The sequence below is a fragment of the Methanoculleus sp. SDB genome (assembly GCA_001412355.1).
Classification (GTDB): Archaea; Halobacteriota; Methanomicrobia; order Methanomicrobiales; family Methanomicrobiaceae; genus LKUD01.
Genome location: LKUD01000086.1, coordinates 16,367 through 34,555, shown reverse-complemented (window position 1 = coordinate 34,555; position 18,189 = coordinate 16,367). Strand labels below are relative to the sequence as shown.

General features: G+C 56.6%; 20 protein-coding genes. 13 read left to right on the top strand and 7 right to left on the bottom strand.

Annotated features, from left to right (window positions below; all coding sequences use genetic code 11):
• Positions 1–28: 28 nt before the first annotated feature.
• The 6 genes from APR53_05215 to APR53_05190 form a co-directional block, all read right to left on the bottom strand.
• The gene (locus tag APR53_05215) at positions 29–1,207 is read right to left on the bottom strand and encodes a potassium channel protein (GenBank protein KQC03495.1); all 1,179 of its coding nucleotides are present in this window, start codon (positions 1,205–1,207) and stop codon (positions 29–31) included.
• A gap of 211 nt (positions 1,208–1,418) precedes the next feature.
• Positions 1,419–2,627, bottom strand: a complete 1,209-nt coding sequence (locus tag APR53_05210; protein KQC03494.1) for a magnesium transporter MgtE — start codon at positions 2,625–2,627, stop codon at positions 1,419–1,421.
• A 17-nt stretch (positions 2,628–2,644) separates the two neighbouring features.
• Positions 2,645–3,571 carry a ribonuclease Z gene (locus APR53_05205; protein KQC03521.1) on the bottom strand — a complete coding sequence of 309 codons (927 nt, stop codon included), beginning with the start codon at positions 3,569–3,571 and terminating at the stop codon, positions 2,645–2,647.
• Complete coding sequence (locus APR53_05200) at positions 3,568–4,341, bottom strand: xylose isomerase (protein ID KQC03493.1); 774 nt, start codon at positions 4,339–4,341, stop codon at positions 3,568–3,570. Before APR53_05200 ends, APR53_05205 begins: the two co-directional genes overlap by 4 nt.
• Positions 4,338–4,886, bottom strand: a complete 549-nt coding sequence (locus tag APR53_05195) for a hypothetical protein (protein KQC03492.1) — start codon at positions 4,884–4,886, stop codon at positions 4,338–4,340. Before APR53_05195 ends, APR53_05200 begins: the two co-directional genes overlap by 4 nt.
• Positions 4,883–5,644, bottom strand: coding sequence for an anaerobic ribonucleoside-triphosphate reductase activating protein (locus APR53_05190; GenBank protein KQC03491.1), 762 nt, complete (start codon positions 5,642–5,644; stop codon positions 4,883–4,885). The genes APR53_05195 and APR53_05190 overlap by 4 nt, the downstream gene beginning before the upstream one ends.
• A gap of 312 nt (positions 5,645–5,956) precedes the next feature.
• Between APR53_05190 and APR53_05185 the strand changes: the two genes are divergently transcribed.
• The 12 genes from APR53_05185 (at position 5,957) to APR53_05130 (ending at position 16,674) form a co-directional block, all read left to right on the top strand.
• Positions 5,957–7,231 (top strand): thiamine biosynthesis protein ThiC, encoded by a 1,275-nt coding sequence (locus APR53_05185; protein ID KQC03490.1) that lies wholly within the window; start codon positions 5,957–5,959, stop codon positions 7,229–7,231.
• Between the two features lie 59 nt (positions 7,232–7,290).
• Positions 7,291–7,908: a hypothetical protein gene (locus tag APR53_05180; protein KQC03520.1), complete on the top strand. Its 618-nt coding sequence runs from the start codon at positions 7,291–7,293 to the stop codon at positions 7,906–7,908.
• Positions 7,905–8,528, top strand: coding sequence for a 5-formyltetrahydrofolate cyclo-ligase (locus APR53_05175; protein ID KQC03489.1), 624 nt, complete (start codon positions 7,905–7,907; stop codon positions 8,526–8,528). The genes APR53_05180 and APR53_05175 overlap by 4 nt, the downstream gene beginning before the upstream one ends.
• Positions 8,529–8,701: 173 nt before the next feature.
• On the top strand, positions 8,702–11,140 hold the full coding sequence (locus APR53_05170; protein KQC03488.1) for an AAA family ATPase: 2,439 nt from the start codon (positions 8,702–8,704) through the stop codon (positions 11,138–11,140).
• A 22-nt stretch (positions 11,141–11,162) separates the two neighbouring features.
• On the top strand, positions 11,163–11,561 hold the full coding sequence (locus tag APR53_05165; protein KQC03487.1) for a hypothetical protein: 399 nt from the start codon (positions 11,163–11,165) through the stop codon (positions 11,559–11,561).
• A gap of 128 nt (positions 11,562–11,689) precedes the next feature.
• Positions 11,690–12,586 (top strand): fructose 1,6-bisphosphatase, encoded by an 897-nt coding sequence (locus APR53_05160; GenBank protein KQC03486.1) that lies wholly within the window; start codon positions 11,690–11,692, stop codon positions 12,584–12,586.
• A gap of 219 nt (positions 12,587–12,805) precedes the next feature.
• A complete protein-coding gene (locus tag APR53_05155; protein ID KQC03485.1) occupies positions 12,806–13,042 on the top strand; it encodes a ribonucleoprotein in 237 nt (78 codons plus the stop codon).
• 6 nt (positions 13,043–13,048) lie between these two features.
• Positions 13,049–13,390 (top strand): AsnC family transcriptional regulator, encoded by a 342-nt coding sequence (locus tag APR53_05150; GenBank protein KQC03484.1) that lies wholly within the window; start codon positions 13,049–13,051, stop codon positions 13,388–13,390.
• A gap of 54 nt (positions 13,391–13,444) precedes the next feature.
• Complete coding sequence (locus APR53_05145; GenBank protein KQC03483.1) at positions 13,445–13,969, top strand: hypothetical protein; 525 nt, start codon at positions 13,445–13,447, stop codon at positions 13,967–13,969.
• A 191-nt stretch (positions 13,970–14,160) separates the two neighbouring features.
• Positions 14,161–15,237, top strand: a complete 1,077-nt coding sequence (locus tag APR53_05140; GenBank protein ID KQC03482.1) for a hypothetical protein — start codon at positions 14,161–14,163, stop codon at positions 15,235–15,237.
• A 37-nt stretch (positions 15,238–15,274) separates the two neighbouring features.
• Positions 15,275–16,207: a hypothetical protein gene (locus APR53_05135; protein ID KQC03481.1), complete on the top strand. Its 933-nt coding sequence runs from the start codon at positions 15,275–15,277 to the stop codon at positions 16,205–16,207.
• 98 nt (positions 16,208–16,305) lie between these two features.
• On the top strand, positions 16,306–16,674 hold the full coding sequence (locus APR53_05130; protein KQC03480.1) for a hypothetical protein: 369 nt from the start codon (positions 16,306–16,308) through the stop codon (positions 16,672–16,674).
• Here APR53_05130 and APR53_05125 read toward each other — a convergent pair.
• Positions 16,664–17,245, bottom strand: coding sequence for a hypothetical protein (locus APR53_05125; GenBank protein ID KQC03479.1), 582 nt, complete (start codon positions 17,243–17,245; stop codon positions 16,664–16,666). The two genes, APR53_05130 and APR53_05125, sit on opposite strands and share 11 nt — an antisense overlap.
• Before the next feature lie 38 nt (positions 17,246–17,283).
• Here APR53_05125 and APR53_05120 point away from each other — a divergent pair, with 38 nt between their 5' ends.
• Positions 17,284–18,189: a glycosyl transferase gene (locus APR53_05120; protein ID KQC03478.1), complete on the top strand. Its 906-nt coding sequence runs from the start codon at positions 17,284–17,286 to the stop codon at positions 18,187–18,189.

The window sequence follows — 18,189 nt, the reverse complement described above, 5'->3', positions numbered from 1 at the left end:
TTCACCCGTTATTTTCATGTTTCTGCCGTCATGCACAGAGATCGGATAGCCGTTCTTCGCCGTCCCTCCGCCCCTTTGCTATAATAATATCACCGGTATAAAGCCGGTCGTTTTTCCGTGGCCGGTATCGCCACTTCTTCTCGTGCTTGATTGCAAGCACAACCATGCCCGTAACCGTCCCGAGCGACGCTTCCTTCAGTGTTTTTCCACCGAGGGCGGAGGACGGGCCGACCTGGACGCGGGTAATGATTTCGTCGGATTCCCGGACAATCTTACGAAAGACCGGGGGTATCTCGATATCACGGAGAATGACATCGACAATCGAATAGGCCGCGTTGCTGATTGCTTCGGCAAATGTGGACATGTAGAGAAGCCCCCGGAGATATTCGACGTTATTGATGCGTTTCGCTGCTTCCAGAACCCATAGGTCGAGTTCGTACCGCATATCGTCCATTTTCAGGTCGAGGGACGCGACTTCGTCGGCCACTTCCTTGTGCTGGAACAGGAGTGCGGTGTAGGCAAGGCCCACCGCGAGTTCGCTCATGTCCTTCATCCTGACGATGAGCCGGACCGCCCTGTCGAGGTCATCCACGACCGCCTCCTCCTTCGTTTCCGCCGGCGGAAGGCGCTCCCCTCCCGCCATCGTAAAGAGCGGATCCGCTCCTCCTTCAAATCCTTTGGCAATCAGGATGTCGCCGTCGTTGAGAAGCGTATCGCGGTCGGGGTCATACAGCCAGCTTACGCCGCGGCGGATGGCGATGACGCGCATTCCCGTCGTGCTCTGCAGCTTCACATCCCCGAGCGTCACACCGTCGAGCGGACTGTTCTCCCTGATGACGAGGCGCACCGTCACTTCTTCCGCATCGGGCAGCGCCTGCATGACACGTGCGGGAAATTTTACTCCTTTCAGGATTATCGTCGCCATCTCGGAGGCGGAGTTCGAGATTGTCTCGGCGGCTTCCGCCACCTGCAGGAGACCGCTCATGGATTCTGCCTCCTCGATCCGCCGTGCACCGAGAATGCTCTGGATGCGTGCCTGGTAGACAAGCAGGTTCATGCGCTCCTCGAGGTTGGTGACTTCCTGGGCGATGTCCCGGCTTTCGAATAATATCGCGGAGTAAGAGAGATCAACCATCAGTTCGGAAATGTCCTTCATTTCGATGAGAACATCCTTGAAACTGGTCGGCTGATATTCAAGTTCCGTCATAGATAGAAAACCCATTTCAATTTATCGTTTATATGGTTCTCGATTCCCCCGCAGTCCCGCCGCACAGGAGACACCTGAGCGGACATGTGTAGAGGGGAGCCATATTTTTACGAACCTCGTGTATTCTTGGATTCGCAAAAAGATAAACCCTCCACTGGTACCGACCAGATAGCGGTGACAATTGTCCGGATACCCCGATACTGCACGGGGCTTAAAGAACCAGATTAATCACGCCGATCAGCACGGCGGCACCCATCAGGTCGATCACGCTCGTAATGACGGGAATGCCGAAATTATCGGGATCCAGTCCGTACCGAAACGACATGCTCGCGGTGGCGTACGAGACGACATTGACGAACGAGAGGACGATCATCCCGGCGCCCGTCGCGATGATGCCCATCTCGAGCAATCCCGGCGAGGAGAGTCCCATCACGAGCGAAGCGCCATGAGCGACCGCCGCCATGAGGGGAAGCAGCACGACGGCGTACAGGTACGTCGTCGCGAAATGCGGGTATACGTCCCGCTCAGGCATGATATGCGGGGCGAACACGCCCGTATGCATGCCGGTTGCCAGACGGGAACAGAGAATCCCGCCGATGGAGCCGCACCCCCCCATGAAGGGGGGGATGAGAATGAGAAGGGCGGCAAAGCTGACCAGCCGGTCGAGATCGAGTGCATAGGTCATGCCGGCGAACGTCCCGAGAAGCGAGAGCGGGATTAACAGCGGGACAATTTCCCTGACGATGCCCCGCACCTGCTCCGGGAGGTACCGTGTCGAAACGATGCTTGCGGCAACCACACCCAGCACAGCGAGAAAGAGCACCGTACGTACGACCGGATCGAGCGTTATGAGCACCACGCTTGTCAGGACCAGGATTGGAAGCGTGACGACATCGCCGGAGGTGGTCACCGTCGGCGCACCGATCATATCGAGATCCACACCGTAGCGGTGGCTGGCAACCGCAACGAGAATGGTGATAACGATGACGATGATACCGGAGAGGATACCGCTTACGACCGATATGAGCACAAAATCGATGAGATCGATGCCGGTCTCCCCGATGAGGCTCGTGACCGCCCAGGCAAAGAATCCCAGCACGAATGCGATCAGGATCGTGGTGACGAACGATGCACGGATATTTCCGCCGAGAACGCTCAGCTTTCCAAAATCGACTTCAAATTCCCCGAGATGCATCGAAGAGGAGAGGCGGGACGCGAGAACACCCGAGATGCTGCCGCGCATGTTTATGGACGGCGGGAGCAGCACCATCAGTCCGGGTATGAGATCAAGTACGTCACGGACAGACCCGAGGTACATCCCGGCAACGCTGGCTGCGAGCGCGCTGAGCAGGAGGGCGACAAGGCCCGTCATTACGAGCCGGGATCGGCTCGCAACTGCCACCAGAGTCAGCGTCACCATCTCCCATACGTCTGCCCTCACTCCCGAAACGGAATTTCTGCCATGAAGAGATCGTCAGGCGCGATCACGTCACCCTCAAAGAATTGCGTGGCATCGCGTATATGGTTTGCTGTACTCTTGTACCGTGAGCTGATGTGCACAAGCGCAAGAATCCGGGCGCGGATCTCACCTGCGACCATGGCGGCTTCGCCTGCTGTCGAATGAAAGACCTCCCGGGCTCTTCCGGAAGCGGCATCGTCAAACGTGGCATCGTGAATCAGGAGATCCGGATCCATCCCGAACTCATACCAGTCCTCTGCATTCGGCCGCGTATCCCCGGTGTACACCACGCACCTGCCACCACGGGGAGGCCCCATCACGTCCCGGGGAGTCACCTCCCCCTCGCCAACGCGGACGGTCTCACCGCGCTGGAGGCGCCCGAAAAGGGGGCCGGGAGGCACTCCCAGTGCAATCGCCCTGTCCCGGTCGAAGCGCCCCGGGCGTTCATCCTCCCGGAGAACATAGCCGAGACATGCCATCCCGTGCTGGACGGCCACTGCGGTGACACGGTACCCGGTAAACGGCACGACCGAACCGTGCCTGAGCTCGATCGGGACGAGGGAGAACCGTAACGGATTTTTGGAGAGCATCTTGATGGCATCGACGAAATCGTAGACCCCCGGCGGGCCGTAGATTACAAGCGGTTCGGTGCGCTCCATGAACGACAGTGTCTGGACAAGCCCGGGAACACCGAGAAAATGGTCGGCATGCCAGTGCGTGATAAAGATTGCATCGACGGTAAACCCTGTCCGCGCCCGCATCATCTGCTGCTGGGCTCCCTCACCGCAGTCAAAGAGTATCGTGTCCGACCCGCGCCGGATCATGTAGCATGGCGGGTTCTTCTGGGTCGTGGGGAGGGCTCCCGCAGTGCCCAGAAAATACACCTGAAGCGTTTCTCCGGCTATACAAACCACCTCCGAAACGCTGCAAGGCTGCGTTCGCCTTCCGCCAGGTTTCGTCCTTCGACAACACAAATCCCGCTGTACTCATCTTTCACGCGCCTGCCGACATCCGGCCAGTCGATGGTGCCGTCTCCGAGGGGGAGGTGTTCGTCATGTATGCCGTGATTGTCGTGAAGGTGCATGTGATCGACACGGGAGAGAGACTGCAGAAACGCGTCCACGGCCCCGACGGTATTCGCATGCCCGATGTCGAGGGTCACCCCGATTCCTTCGAGGCCTTCTGTCATGCCGAAGAGCTCCCCGGGTTCGCGGCAGAGAAACTCCCTGACTGCTATCATGTTTTCGAGGCAGACCAGAACACCCGTATCCGCTGCACATGCTCCTATTTCTGCAAGTGCTTCCTTCTGGTAGCGCCATACCGTTTCGGGAACCAGTTTTCCGGCGGGCGACAGGTACCCGGGATGGATGGTCACGCGGTCTGTCAGGTCGGCGGCATGAGTGACGCACTGGCATATCTGGCGAATCGACTCCCGGTAGATCGGGTAATTCAGAGAGGCCAGGTTCAGGTCGGCATAGGGTGCGTGAACGGTCACGCCAAGTCCTGTCGATTCAAGCACATCGCGTATCCGTGCCATATTGTCGGGCCGGTCGAGACGGTAATTTCCGTCGGCCGATATCTCCCACCCCGCATACCCGCAGTCCTCGATACCGAACACCCAGTCAATCGAATCCCAGACCGAGGACGAGGACGAGAAATATGCTTCCAGTGTCATGGATCCGCCTCCAGCGTGTCAAGCAGTGCGCGTACATCCGCCCGGAACGACTCGATCGTGCCGTCGTTTTCCAGGGTGTAATCCGCCATACGAAGAGCCTCGCCAAGTCCCCACCCGAGTTCACGGGCATCGCGTGCCAGCAGTCCCTCTTCGCCGACGGCATCATCGGCGCGCCCGCGCAGCTGCAGGCGTGCAAGACGAACCGCAAACGGCGATGTGATGCCGACAAGTACGAAACGCTCGAAATGATCCCGGTACAGTGCCACTTCGGCATCGCTCCTGATGCCGTCGACGATCACAAGCGGTTTATTCAGCGCCTCGATCGCGTCGATGGTAAGGCGGGCAATCGCATCCCGGCCATGGCGTTCCCGAAGCCGCCGGGACATCTCGCCCATCGAATGATCGTCCGGCACAAGCCCCGCATCCAGCACCGCCTGCCGGACCACATCACCCATCACGACTACAGGAATGCCCATTTCACCGGCAATTTGGGAAAATTCACCTTTTCCACCGGCCGGGAGGCCGACGACTGCGATCACTTTCATGCTTTTCTCCGTGCCTGCGTGATATCCGACAGAATGATGGATTCGGCGATGATGATCCTGTTCTTGTCATACACAACCTCGCCGTCCTCCCGCGTCCGTATCTTCACACGCCGGTTCAGACGATCTGCAGCCTGCCGGATTTCGTCAAACGTGAGCGGCGGGATGCTCCCCTCGACACCCTGCTGGATCACGAAATCAACGCCCTCCGCCGCTCTCGCAATAAAGGGAAGATCGTCCTCTTTTCCCCGGAACAGGGTGGTAACCACCTCAAATTCGGGGAGGAGCCCGTCCCGGTGCGCATCTCTGCAGAGAGCAAGCGATTCCCTGACCCGATCGGTGATTTCAGGCTTCACTTTCAGGAGATTCGGATAATGCTCCCACCGCGCTTTGATGTCGAGGGAGATACGATCCACAAGTCTCCGGGAGAGCAGCGCCTGAAGGGTTCCGGGATACACGCCGTTTGTGTGCAGCCCCACGAGAAGTCCCATGGCACGGGACTCTTCCGCAAGTGCGACAAGTGCCTCTTTCTGCATGGTGGGTTCGCCGCCGGAGAAGACGACACCGCTCACGACCATACGGGTTGAGCGTATCAGCGCGATGACATCCTCGATCTCCCTCCGGTCTTCGCCGGTCTGGATTGCCGCATTATGGCAGTAATGGCACCGTACCGAACATCCGCGGAGAAAGACCGTACAAACCGCCCGCCCCCGCCAGTCAACCGTACTGAGCGGAACAAAGCCCCCGAAATTCACCTTCAAAAAACCACCAGTCAATATATTAGGTGGGTGGAGCACCACATGAAGGTTTCAATTGCGGAACGGATGAAATTCACGCGGGGCGGAATCCGCCGTCGCGTCGGGGGGACCGTGCCATCCGGTACAACGACCTTCCGGACGACGATCACAAAAAGTGGTGAATTGGGAATTATTTCCGTATCCGACGAGCATTCAATCTATTCAAGTAAAGTTGGGTTGACGAAAGCAAATTTACTTGTTATCTAAACAAGCGAAATTTAGTCAATAAATGTGAAAAAAAGGATTTATTACCTATTTCTCACGTACCTTGTTTCCATGACACTCATCGAGGATGCCAGAAAGGGTATCATCACCGAAGAGATGAAACTAGTGGCGCAGGCGGAGGGCGTGACCGAAGACTTTGTTCGCCGGGGTGTAATGAACGGGCATATCGCCATCCCCGTCTCACCCTACCGTGATGTGCGGATCTGCGGTATAGGATCAGGGCTTCGCACCAAGGTAAATGCCTCGATCGGTACGTCGACCGATATCATCGATATCGATCAGGAGATCGAAAAGGCGAGAATGGCGGAACTCGCGGGCGCCGACACGCTCATGGAACTCTCGACAGGCGGAGATTTTCAGGATATCCGCCGGAGGGTTATTGCGAATACGACGCTCTCCGTCGGCAGCGTCCCCCTCTACCAGGCATTTATCGAAGCCGCCCAGAAAAAAGGCGGTGTTGTCTTCATGGAGCCGGACGACCTCTTCCGGATCACGGACGAGCAGGCAAAACTCGGCACGAATTTCATGGCAATTCACACGGGTATCAACCTGGAAACCATGAAGCGGCTCAAAAATCAGGGACGGCACGGAGGCCTCGTTTCACGGGGCGGAGCGTTCATGACCGCATGGATGCTCCACAACGAACAGGAAAATCCCCTTTATTCAGAGTATGAATACCTCCTCGAGATCATGAAGGAAAACGATGTAACCCTCTCCTTCGGAAACGGCATGCGGGCAGGAGCCTGCCATGACGCGACCGACCGTGCCGGGCTGCAGGAACTGATCATCAATGCGGAACTCGCCGACCGTGCGCTCGAAAACGGGGTCACCACGATCATCGAGGGGCCCGGACATATCCCGGTCGATGAGATTGAGGCAAATGTGAAGGTCCAGAAACGCGTCACGAACAACAAGCCGTTCTATATGCTGGGGCCCCTTGTGACGGACATCGCCCCCGGCTACGATGACCGGGTGGCAGCAATCGGTGCGGCACTCTCCTCGGGGTACGGGGCCGACTTCATCTGCTACGTGACTCCCGCCGAGCACCTCGCTCTTCCCACGCCCGAGGAGGTCTTCGAGGGTGTCATCAGCTCCCGGATAGCCGCACATGTCGGTGACATGATAAAACTCGGCAAGCGGGATGATGATCTTGAAATGGGACATGCACGCAGGGATCTCGACTGGGAGCGGCAGTTCGCGGTCGCAATAAATCCTGCACGGGCGCGGCAGATCCGCGACGAGCGGTCCCCCGCCGACACGGATGCATGCACCATGTGCGGCGACTACTGCGCCCTTAAAATGGTCAACCGCCACTTCACCTTTTAGCACCGGGGTCTCAATCATCACTCTTTTTTATCATCCCCGCACACCAGAACATGATCATCGTGAAGATTGTTGCATCGGTCATGTCCTTAGACACGCTTGACGACGCCGTGGCATCAGGTCCCGATCTCATCGAGATCCGCCTCGACGCGGCAGCCGGGGCCATTCCCGGGAAAGCCGCACGGCTGCCCGTACCGGTAGTGGCGACGCTCCGGAGCCGTGAGGAGGGAGGGGCATTTACCGGCGATAGTGCGGACTGGTACGCAATCACCGAACCCTGGGCAGGCGTTGCGGCGTTTATCGATATCGAGGAGCGTTTTTCCCGGTATGCCCCGGCAATCCGTGAGCGGGGCTCTGCCGTCATCGCCTCGGTCCATCTGCCCCGAATGCCCGATAATGAAGAGCTGGCCGCCCGAACCCGACGGCTCCGCGAGTACGGGGATATCCCGAAGATCGTCGTCACGCCGTCATCACGAAAAGACGTGCTCGCCCTGCTCCGCTTCACCCTTGAGGAGGAGAAGCCGATCTGCACCGGGGTGCTGGGGGAGACGTACCGCCATGCGAGAGTATTTCTTCCCCTCTACGGATCGGAACTGGTGTACTGCCACACGGGAGTGCCGGCCGCCCCCGGCCAGTACCCCGTCCGTCGTATGAAGGAACTGCTGGGTGCCCTTGAATGACTGATGACCGGACTTCATCGCCCTCGCCTTTCGGGGGCATTCCCGAGAAAGAAAGACTCAGAATCCGGCTGAAAGAGAAGCGGGCGCAGCTGCCTGCCGCCGATGCCATGCGGTGCAGCATGCGTATCACGGAGCACCTTCTGGCGCTCTTAAACGGCCACCGGACGGTAATGGTCTATGTATCAAAGGAGGGCGAAGCGGACACTCATGTGCTCATCGACCGGCTCCTCGAACGGCGAATCGCCGTTGTCGTCCCTGTTATCGAGCGTGAAACGACCAGTCTCCGCCTCTCGTACCTGAAAAACCGGGCACATCTGAGGGTGAGCACCTTCAATGTCCCCGAACCCATTGGAAACGAAATTGCGGCCCGGCCCGGGGACATCGATGCCGCTGTCATCCCGCTCGTCGGATTTGACAGCCGGGGCAACCGTCTCGGGTACGGTGCGGGATACTACGACCGTTTTTTATCTTCCCACCCGGACGTTCTCAGGATCGGTATCGGATTTGCCTGCCAGAAGGCGGACCGCATCCCCTGCGAGATCTTCGATATCAGGATGGATTATATCATCACCGAGGAAGGGATCATCCGCTGTTCGGGCACGGCTTCCCGGGAATCATAATCCCGGATTGCCGGTCCGGACAGAAGGCAGGATGCGCATCGAAACGCGGCACTGCCGTATCCGGGCGGATGTCCGGTTCACCGGCCCTGAACACAAAGTATTTAAGCATCACAGAAATATTTATATATTATAGTACCCTTACTATTGGTAAATATTACACTGAGGCGTACTATATGACACATTCACAGGATTTTGAAGTTACCGTCAAGGAAGCAGCCCATGAGGATGCGGGGCGCGGCATCGCCCGCCTTTCCATCGACCTGATGAAGGCGATGGGCCTCGTGAGCGGAGACGTTATCGGGATACAGGGCCGGAAGAAGGCCGCAGCGCTGGTAAGGCCAGGTTTTGCACAGGATACGGGGAGAAACATCCTCCGGATTGACGGCACGGTGCGAAGCAATGCCCAGACCGGTATCGACGAGAAGGTCAGGATCAGCAGGGTAGAGGTCGGCTATGCCGAAAAGGTTGTGGTTCAGCCGACCCAGCCAATCCGGCTGATGGGCGGCGAGGAGTATCTCAGCAGGCTGCTTCAGGGCAGGCTCATTGCCGAAGGGCAGAGCATCAGGGTCAACCTCCTCGGAAATCCCATTACGTTCGTCATTGCAAAGGTCAAGCCGAAAGGCATCGCGATCGTCAGCCAGAATACCTGGGTGGAGTTCAAGGAAACGCCGTACGAGCCCGAAGAAGGGGAAAAACCCGTCTCCGATGTGCACTACGAGGATATCGGCGGGCTCGGGCGCGAACTTGACATGGTTCGCGAAATGATCGAACTACCGCTCCGGCATCCCGAGCTCTTCGAGCGCCTCGGCATCGAACCGCCCAAGGGCGTGCTGCTCTACGGGCCGCCGGGAACGGGCAAAACCCTGATTGCCAAGGCCGTTGCAAACGAAGTCGACGCCCACTTCATCACGCTCTCGGGCCCCGAGATCATGAGCAAGTACTACGGGGAGAGCGAGGGAAAACTCCGGGAAGTGTTCGACGAGGCGCAGGAGCATGCACCGACGATCATCTTCATCGACGAAATCGACTCGATCGCGCCGAAACGTGAAGACACCAAGGGCGAGGTGGAGCGAAGGGTCGTTGCGCAGCTGCTCTCCCTCATGGACGGGTTGAAAGGGCGCGGCGAAGTGATCGTCATCGCGGCAACGAACATCCCCGACGCACTCGACCCGGCGCTGCGCCGGGGCGGGCGCTTCGACAGGGAGATCGAGATCGGTATCCCCGATAAAAAAGGGAGGCTCGAGATCTTTCAGGTTCACACCCGCGGCGTCCCGCTTGACCTTGAACGGGAAGGTGAAGAGGCAGGCGCCGGACAGGATGAGGAAGTCCGGCGAAAGGGATTCCTCGAACCCTTCGCCGAACGCACGCACGGGTTTGTCGGTGCCGACATCGCACTCCTCGTCAAGGAAGCGGCCATGCACGCTCTCAGGAAACACCTCGAGGGAATCAATATGGACGAGGAGATCCCGATCGAAGTTCTTGAAAAGATCCGGGTCACCCGTGACGATTTCGAGGAGGCGCTCAGGCACGTCGAACCGAGCGCGATGCGGGAAGTGCTCGTGGAAATTCCCGACGTCACCTGGGACGACGTGGGCGGCCTCGAAGAGGTCAAGACGGAGCTCGTGGAGGCAGTGGAATGGCCGCTTCTCTACCCCGAAATTTTTGAAACGCTCGAAACACGGCCGCCGAGCGGGATCCTCCTCTTCGGGCCGCCCGGCACCGGCAAGACGCTCCTTGCGAAGGCCGTCGCGAATAAGAGCGAATGCAACTTCATCTCCGTGAAAGGGCCCGAACTGCTCTCCAAGTGGGTGGGAGAATCCGAAAAGGGCGTGCGGGACATCTTCAGGAAAGCACGGCAGGCGGCGCCATCGATCATCTTCTTCGACGAAATCGACGCGCTCCTTCCGAAACGCGGCACCTTCATGGGCTCGTCGCATGTCACCGAAAGCGTGGTGTCCCAGATCCTCACCGAGATGGACGGCCTCGAAGAGCTCGCGAACGTCATCGTGCTCGGGGCGACAAACCGGCCCGACATGCTTGACGACGCACTGATGCGCCCGGGGCGGCTTGACCGCATTATCTATGTCCCGCCCCCCGATGCAGAGAGCAGGAAGAAGATCTTCGACGTCTACCTCAGGAACGCGGCAGCAATCCTCACCGGGGACATCAGTATCGACGAGCTCGTGGAACGGACCGAAGGCTATGTCGGGGCCGATATCGAGGCGCTTGTGCGCGAGGCGAAACTCGGAGCGATGCGCGATTTCGTCTCCACAATGGGAGGGAAAAGCGAAGACGAGCGAAGGAACGCGTTGCCGAACATCCGGGTCACCCGGAAGCACATCGAGGACGCCCTCCTCCGCGTGAAAGGAACCCTCGACCGGGACGCCCTCGAGGAGCACGAGCAGAAGGCGTGGGAGATCATCTACGGGCAGGACCAGCGTGCCATCCTCGAAAAAGCCGTGGAAACGCTCAGGCGGGCAGAATTCGGTGATGAAGGAGAAGAACACAAGGCACAGGCAGACGAACTCCGGAAACTGACCTATGCCCGGCACAAGGATTTTCCGGGAATTAAGAAGCTCACGGAGGAGCTTCTTCCAAAACTTGCGCACTAATAAACCACACCCCGGAGGGACCATGACACACGATACCGATGACCCGTATCGTATTTTGAGCGATCTTATCAGCCGGCTGCTCGAACAATCGCCTGCCGGATACCGGTTCACAATGACTGTGCATGGCGGAGATGACCCCGGCGAGGGAAGAAGAGGGGACGGATCACCTCCCGACATCATAGAACCGCATCGTGAGGTCCAGTGCGACGGCGATGACGTCAGGATCACTGCCGACATCCCCGGTGCCGATGCCGGGGACATCCGCTTCGCCGTCAGGGGACAGAGGCTCGTCATAGCCGCACCGGCGGGTGACCGGCTCTACCGGTCGGTCGTCGACCTGCCCCCCGTCCGGGGCGGCAGCGTGACGCACACCTTCCGGCACGGTGTGCTTGAAATCGTCTTAAAAAAGGCCGATTTATAAGATGTGACCGCTCTTTCCTGATCGGACAACTCCCTTCAGGAGACCCGGACTCCCGCCGTCGCCTGCATGGTACAGACAGTGTTATTAGGCATGCCTGAGATATTTCGCCATCGGGAGGTGGATGAAAAATGATCACACTTCGGGAGTATCTTGACAAAACCGGAGCCGGGGAGCAGTTAAAGGACCTGATCGTCCTCATCGCCCGCCAGGCGGTGCCGATTCGAGATGCATTTCTGCAAAACCAGTCGTATGCAACGTCGATCAATGCTTCAGGGGAACAGCAGGCCGCCCTTGATGCCTGGTCGGACCGCCATATCACGAAGGTGCTCGAAGCCTCGGGCCTCGTGGCGGAGCTCGCCTCGGAGGAACAGCCCGATATCATACGGTTTCCCGGGGCCCGGGCGGAGTATGCGGTTGTCATGGACCCGCTCGACGGTTCGTCCCTTATACAGGTGAATCTCGCGGTGGGGACGATTGTCGGCATTTTCGAGGGCGGCGGTGTGCTGCAGAAGGGAGAGAATCTCAGAGCGGCCATGTACATGCTCTACGGGCCGATGACCGTGCTGACCCTCACCGTCGGAGAAGGCGTCTATATCTTCGCCCTGAACGGGGAGAACGAGTATATCCTGCTCTCGGGGCTCGTAGAGATGCCGGAAGGCAACCTGTACGGGAGCGGGGGCCTGAAGACGGAGTGGACCGACGCCCATGCGTTCTGTATCGACAGGATCGAACAGGAAGGCGCCAAACTGCGGTATTCCGGGTCTTTTGTTGCCGATTTTCACCAGATCCTGAAATATGGGGGTGTTTACTGTTACCCCGCCCTGAAAGAGAAGGAGAACGGAAAACTGCGCCTGCTCTTCGAAGCCATTCCCATCGGATTCATTGCCGCACAGGCAGGAGGGGCCATCAGTACCGGGAACACAAATCTCCTCGCCATACAGCCCTCCTCCGTCCACCAGCGGACGCCCCTGTATGTCGGCAGCAAAGGGCTTATCCGGAGAATGGAGGAATTCCTTGCAGGGTGAAGCAGGACCCGTGTATCCGGCGGCGGTACCGCGCCTTTCCGCTCCCGCTCCGCGTGGTCCGGCGACGGGATACGCGAACCACCCGGCCACACGATACATTTTCGAGCGGTAAAATAGTAAATAAACGCCTTGAAGCGTGATTTTCACAACGTTGACCAATGATTCGGAGGCATGAGGGGGGGCAAACTTTAATTAGATTCCGCCACCACATAACGGAAGATGGTTAATAGCATTGTATTGCCCATAAAGAAGGTTTTTGCACTTGTTGATTCAAAAATAGTCGTCGAAATAAAGGATGAAGAACGCACACTGCAGGGAAGGCTCGTTGCCGTCGACGAACACCTTAACATTCACATGGATCAGACGATCGAGTATATCCATGAACAGCGGGGACGGACTCTCGGCACCGTCGTAATCCGGGGAAGCAATATACTGACCATCGCTCCGGTAATCTGATTGCATATGGCTGATATCGAGGACCAGGCGTTTCGGGTTATTCATTCCCGTTCCGGGGGAGTGCTCCAGAGCGAACTCTGGAAAATACTGGATATCGACAGCAGAAAATGCTCCCGCGTCGTGAAAAAGCTGCTTGATGAAGAGCTGATAGAGCGTATCGAGTATAAGAAGGACGGGATTAATACCTACCTCCTCCGTGCACGGAAGCGGGCGGTCAATCCGTCCCTCCTCCTTGCAGGGGGGGATCTCATTCCCTGTATTGCCTGTGACCACGATTGCGTGATGGAAGAGTGCCCCCAGCTCACCGACTGGTTGTACCAGCTCGCAATCGAAGAGATAAAGGAATAGGGCGAATTCTTTTTTCACAATAGTTAAGACAGGGAGGCTCGTACCTATGCACGATTGCCGCCCGACACTGCCGCCGGCGAGAGAGCATCGTCGCAGGTTACTGCCACGATCCTTCTCGTCGGCCTGACGATCATCCTTGCCCTGCTCGTACTGCTTTTTTTCGAGCTTCCCGCTCTTTCATGGGGATCGCCAGCACCCCCCGCGGTATTCGCGGTCTGTTTTATCGGGCATTACGACGAAACCCACCCCACCATCCTGAATTATGACAGCCGGATTGTACTAGAACACCGCGGAACGACGGACATCGAAAACGGGCTACTTTCCGCAGAGATTTACGCGAACGATGTTCTTCTCCCGTGCCGGATCGAAACGATGAACGGGTACGACTTCATCAGTACACATCATTACGGCGTGCAGCGGATGTGGGGATCGGGATGCAGCGACCTGTGGTGGCGTCCCGGGGAGAAGACGGGTGTCGATCTGGCGGACGGTTCCTTCCGTCCCGGCGATATTCTCAGAGTGGATATTCTCGATACGACGACCGGGCTCGTTGTATCGCGGGATACCTGCACTGCGTGATCAGGGGAGGTGATCGCCCCTGTACGCAGGATTATGACCGTGATTTTCGCGGTATTTTTTTATCCCCGGTTATCAATCCTTCACATAGAGGAATGGTATCAATGCGGACAGAAACTCCCCAGGGAAAAAATTCCGGATTGGTGTTCAGAACTATAACACGAGCACCCCTTATAGCCGCACATCATCTAATAATGACCTGTCCGCAGCTTAAAAAGTTATATTTCAAGCATTATGCATCATACAAATTCCACCACTATATGCTAAAAAATCGCCTGCATATGCTCTACCCCGTCAACGTACAGTGGCTTGCAACATTTAACTGTAATTTTTCCTGTATTCACTGCGAAGCGAGTGCCGGAACAACAAAAGTCCGCGAACTGACGACTGAAGAGGTTATTAAATTGGTCGATGAACTCGCTGCGATGCGAGTGAAACACCTGTTAATTAGCGGTGGAGAACCACTGCTCCGGCATGACATCTTCGATATCATTCGCCATATAAGGGAAACCGGGATGCAGTACGGCATCGCGACCAACGGCTATCTTGTCTCCCGCTATCATGACGATTTCAGGAAATATCCGCCGGAACTCTATTTCACAAGCATAGACGGCCTTTCCGAGGCAAATGACCGGATACGCGGAATGCCCGGAGCTTTCCGCAACTGCATGGCAGCTCTTGAATTTTTTCGTTCCATCGATGTGCCGCTCCGCATTGTCAATACCGTTGCGCTCCCCGCGACGATAGAAACACTGCCTGAAATGAAAAACGTCCTGCAGCAATCCGCTGCAACGCTCTGGAGCATCGCACTCCCGATTCCAGTGGGAAGAGCTAAGGAGAACGATGCCATGTCCTTAAACAACAACCAGATACGGATTCTTTTATCCTTTATTGCTGCCGCCCGCAGGGAAATGAATGTTGAAATCACTGAGGATGCTGGCTATCTCGGCTGTCTTGCTGATCGGGTGCGGCCGATGCCGTTTTTCTGTGGTGCCGGTTTAAAAAGCTGCGCAATCATGCCGGACGGCGAAGTGCTTGGGTGCCAGATTGCTTATGACTCTTCGTTTTCCGAAGGGAATATCCGTACAACACCATTCCGTGAAATTTGGGAGGAAGGCTTTTCCCGATTCAGAAATCCATCCTTTGATGCCTCCTGCAGAGAATGCCCGTACGTGCGCCCCTGCCGCAACGGATGCTGGGGGATGCGGCTTGGTAATAAACATTGCTTGCGGGAGATATGGGATGATCCAGAGTATTGTAAGAAGGTATAAGGCAATACCCCTCCGTCAACGGTTGTTGATACAGCGCTTGCTCTTTCCCGTCTTTGCCTTATACCGTATAAAACGGGAGTGCTGCTTTGATGTCTACCGTATCGCAGGTAATCATGAGAAGTGGTACTGCACATCCAACGCTATCGATCCGTATATTATGAGTGTTTTTTTCCCCGGAGCCCACCTTGAAAACACAGGCAGGATCTATATATGGAATGTACCGGCTTTTGTGAGGAACCGCCGGAATATCATCGTGGATATGGACATGTTTTTTTCATTTCTTTTTCCGGATGCTGTGTTTACATTTCCCTGGATTCAGCAGGTGCTGGATCTCAACATTCCCATAAATACTATTATGAAGCACATCAGGGAAAGAAAAAAAATTTCGCAGTATGGTTGTGAAATATCTCAAGATCCTCAAGATTTACGTTTTTATTATGAGACCATGTATATTCCATTCATCCGTGAAAGGTTCGCGGAACAGGCAGTTATCCTCGAAATTGAGAGAATCAGGTTTCTCTTGCCCGAAGCGGAAGTGCTGTTCGTCACAGAGTCAGGACAACGCATCGGGGGAGCGATTGGGGTGCAGGAAGGCGATATATACCGGTGGCTGTCTACCGCGATCACCGACGAACAATACCGGAAAAAAGGAGCACTCTCTGCAGCATATTATTTCGGGATTTTGCGAGCAAAAGAAACCGGGGCGCGTTCCATTGATTTAGGGCTGAGCAGGCCGTTCTTGTCGGATGGTGTCGCCCTTCATAAGCGAAAATGGCGAGCCACCATGAAGCTCGAAAATCAGACACGCCGCTGGTTCCTGCTATCAAACCTGGAGAAAGAACACCTGATCGTGCTTATCGACGGGGCGCTCACGGCTCTTGTCACATCATGGGATGATCCTATTATCAAACATTACCGGAATTCAGGGATAGCAATTAAAATCATTACATCTCCAGAAAAATCCGCCTGAACACCCCCGAAGGACACGTGACTTGCGAAACGATGGATTCATTTCTGCCGCGTTGCCAAAATATTTGAATCACCATCCTCATTCAGTACCCGGGAACCATGCAGGTCAACATAAAACGATACGGGCTGTATCTCATCCGCTGGCAGCTTTCCACACCCATTCTCGCCGGGGTGCTCTATATTCTCGCCGCAATGGATGCGCTCACCGCCACCGTCATAGCGAACCTTATCGGCGGACTGATCTTCTTCTGGGTCGATCGGTTCATCTTCACGTCGCAGTCGCTTGCCGCACAGTGGGAAGTGAGGGATAAGATCCGCTGTGTCGACTGCGGAGCTCTCGCCCGTGGCTATCGCCTCGTGCGGACGGAAAATTACGACCGATCCGGCGACCACGCACCGCAGTTCAGGTGTGAAAAATGTTCGATCCGGAAATCCGAAGATCTGAAAAAGCGCGGCATCAACCATTAGGGGCACCGGGATCCCCGGCGGTTCGCATGACCGCCCGGGCAACCAGCCGGGCAACACGCAGCGGTTCGGGCACTTTCCCCTCCCTCGTGAAGGCATCGGTTATTTTTTCCGCCTCGGCAGGTTCGCAGCACGCGGTCCTCAAGTAGACGGCATACCCTGTTCTGAGCTGATACTCCAAACGCTCCCCGAGGCGTCGGTACGCATCCATCCGCTCATCATCACCGGGAAAATGAAATCCAATATCATCTTCGAGTCCCTGCGACGCCTCATACGTAACCGCAATCACGGGAAGGCCAGTCTCTTCCGCGATCCGATCGGGTGACAGAATATTGTACCATGCAATCACACAGCCGCTGATCATCAGGCAGTTGATGTCGCTGCGTCCCAGGATACGGACAAGCCGGATAACGGCATCGGTCGCGTCCATGCCGCCCACCGTCACACCGGTGCAGGCGACGCCGTCGATCACGAGATCCTTGCGCATCACCACGCCGGCAAGGATCGACGAACGACGCCCGGAGTAACTTTCCGCGACGCCGAGGACGCGCAATCCCTTTTTAGCGATGTGCATGCAAGCACTTATGACGATGGATTTTATATATTGTACCGATGGACATCACCAGAGATGAAGTCTGCATCTTCATCCCGACGCTGAATGAAGCGCCGACAATCGGCTCCCTCATCCGTTCTTTTAAGAAAAAGGGATATTCACATATTTTTGTCATGGACGGAGGCAGTTCCGATGAGACAGTCCGGATTGCAGAGGCCGAAGGTGCCCGCGTCGCGATCCAGCAGGGAAAAGGAAAGGGCGCGGCCATCATCGAGGCCTTCGATCTGATCGATTTGCCCTACATCCTGATGCTCGACGGGGACGGAACATACGATCCCGAGGATGCGGATGAGATGCTGAGGCCCCTGCAAAACGGCGCCGACCATGTTATCGGCAACCGCCTCGCTCATCCCGAAAAAGGCGCGCTCACCGCACTGAACCATTTCGGCAATGAACTGATCAACTACCTCTTCAAGGTCTCCCACGGCCAGTACCTTTATGATATTCTTTCCGGGTACCGGGCTTTTTCAAAGAAAGCCATCTCGGAAATGCAGCTCTCGGAGCGTGGCTTTGAGATAGAGACCGAGATTGCCGTCGAAGCCGTCAGAAACCAGCAGAAGATCGACATTGTTCCGGTGCGATACGGCAAACGGCCGGGCACGGAGACAAAACTCCATCCCATCAAGGACGGGTTCAAGATCGCACGGACCATGTACCGGCTCGCAAAGATCAACAATCCTCTCTTCTATTTCGGGCTGATCGGGATCCTTATCCTCATCGGCGGCGGGCTGACCGGTGTCTACGTGGTCTTCGAATGGATCAACGGAATAGAGCGCATCCCGATGACGATCCTCACTCTTCTCCTCATCACGGTGGGATTCAATATCTTTATGTTCGGCGTGATCGCCGATATGCTGCTCACCTTCCACCGGGAGGTCATGCGGGAGCTGCACCGGAACCGGTAG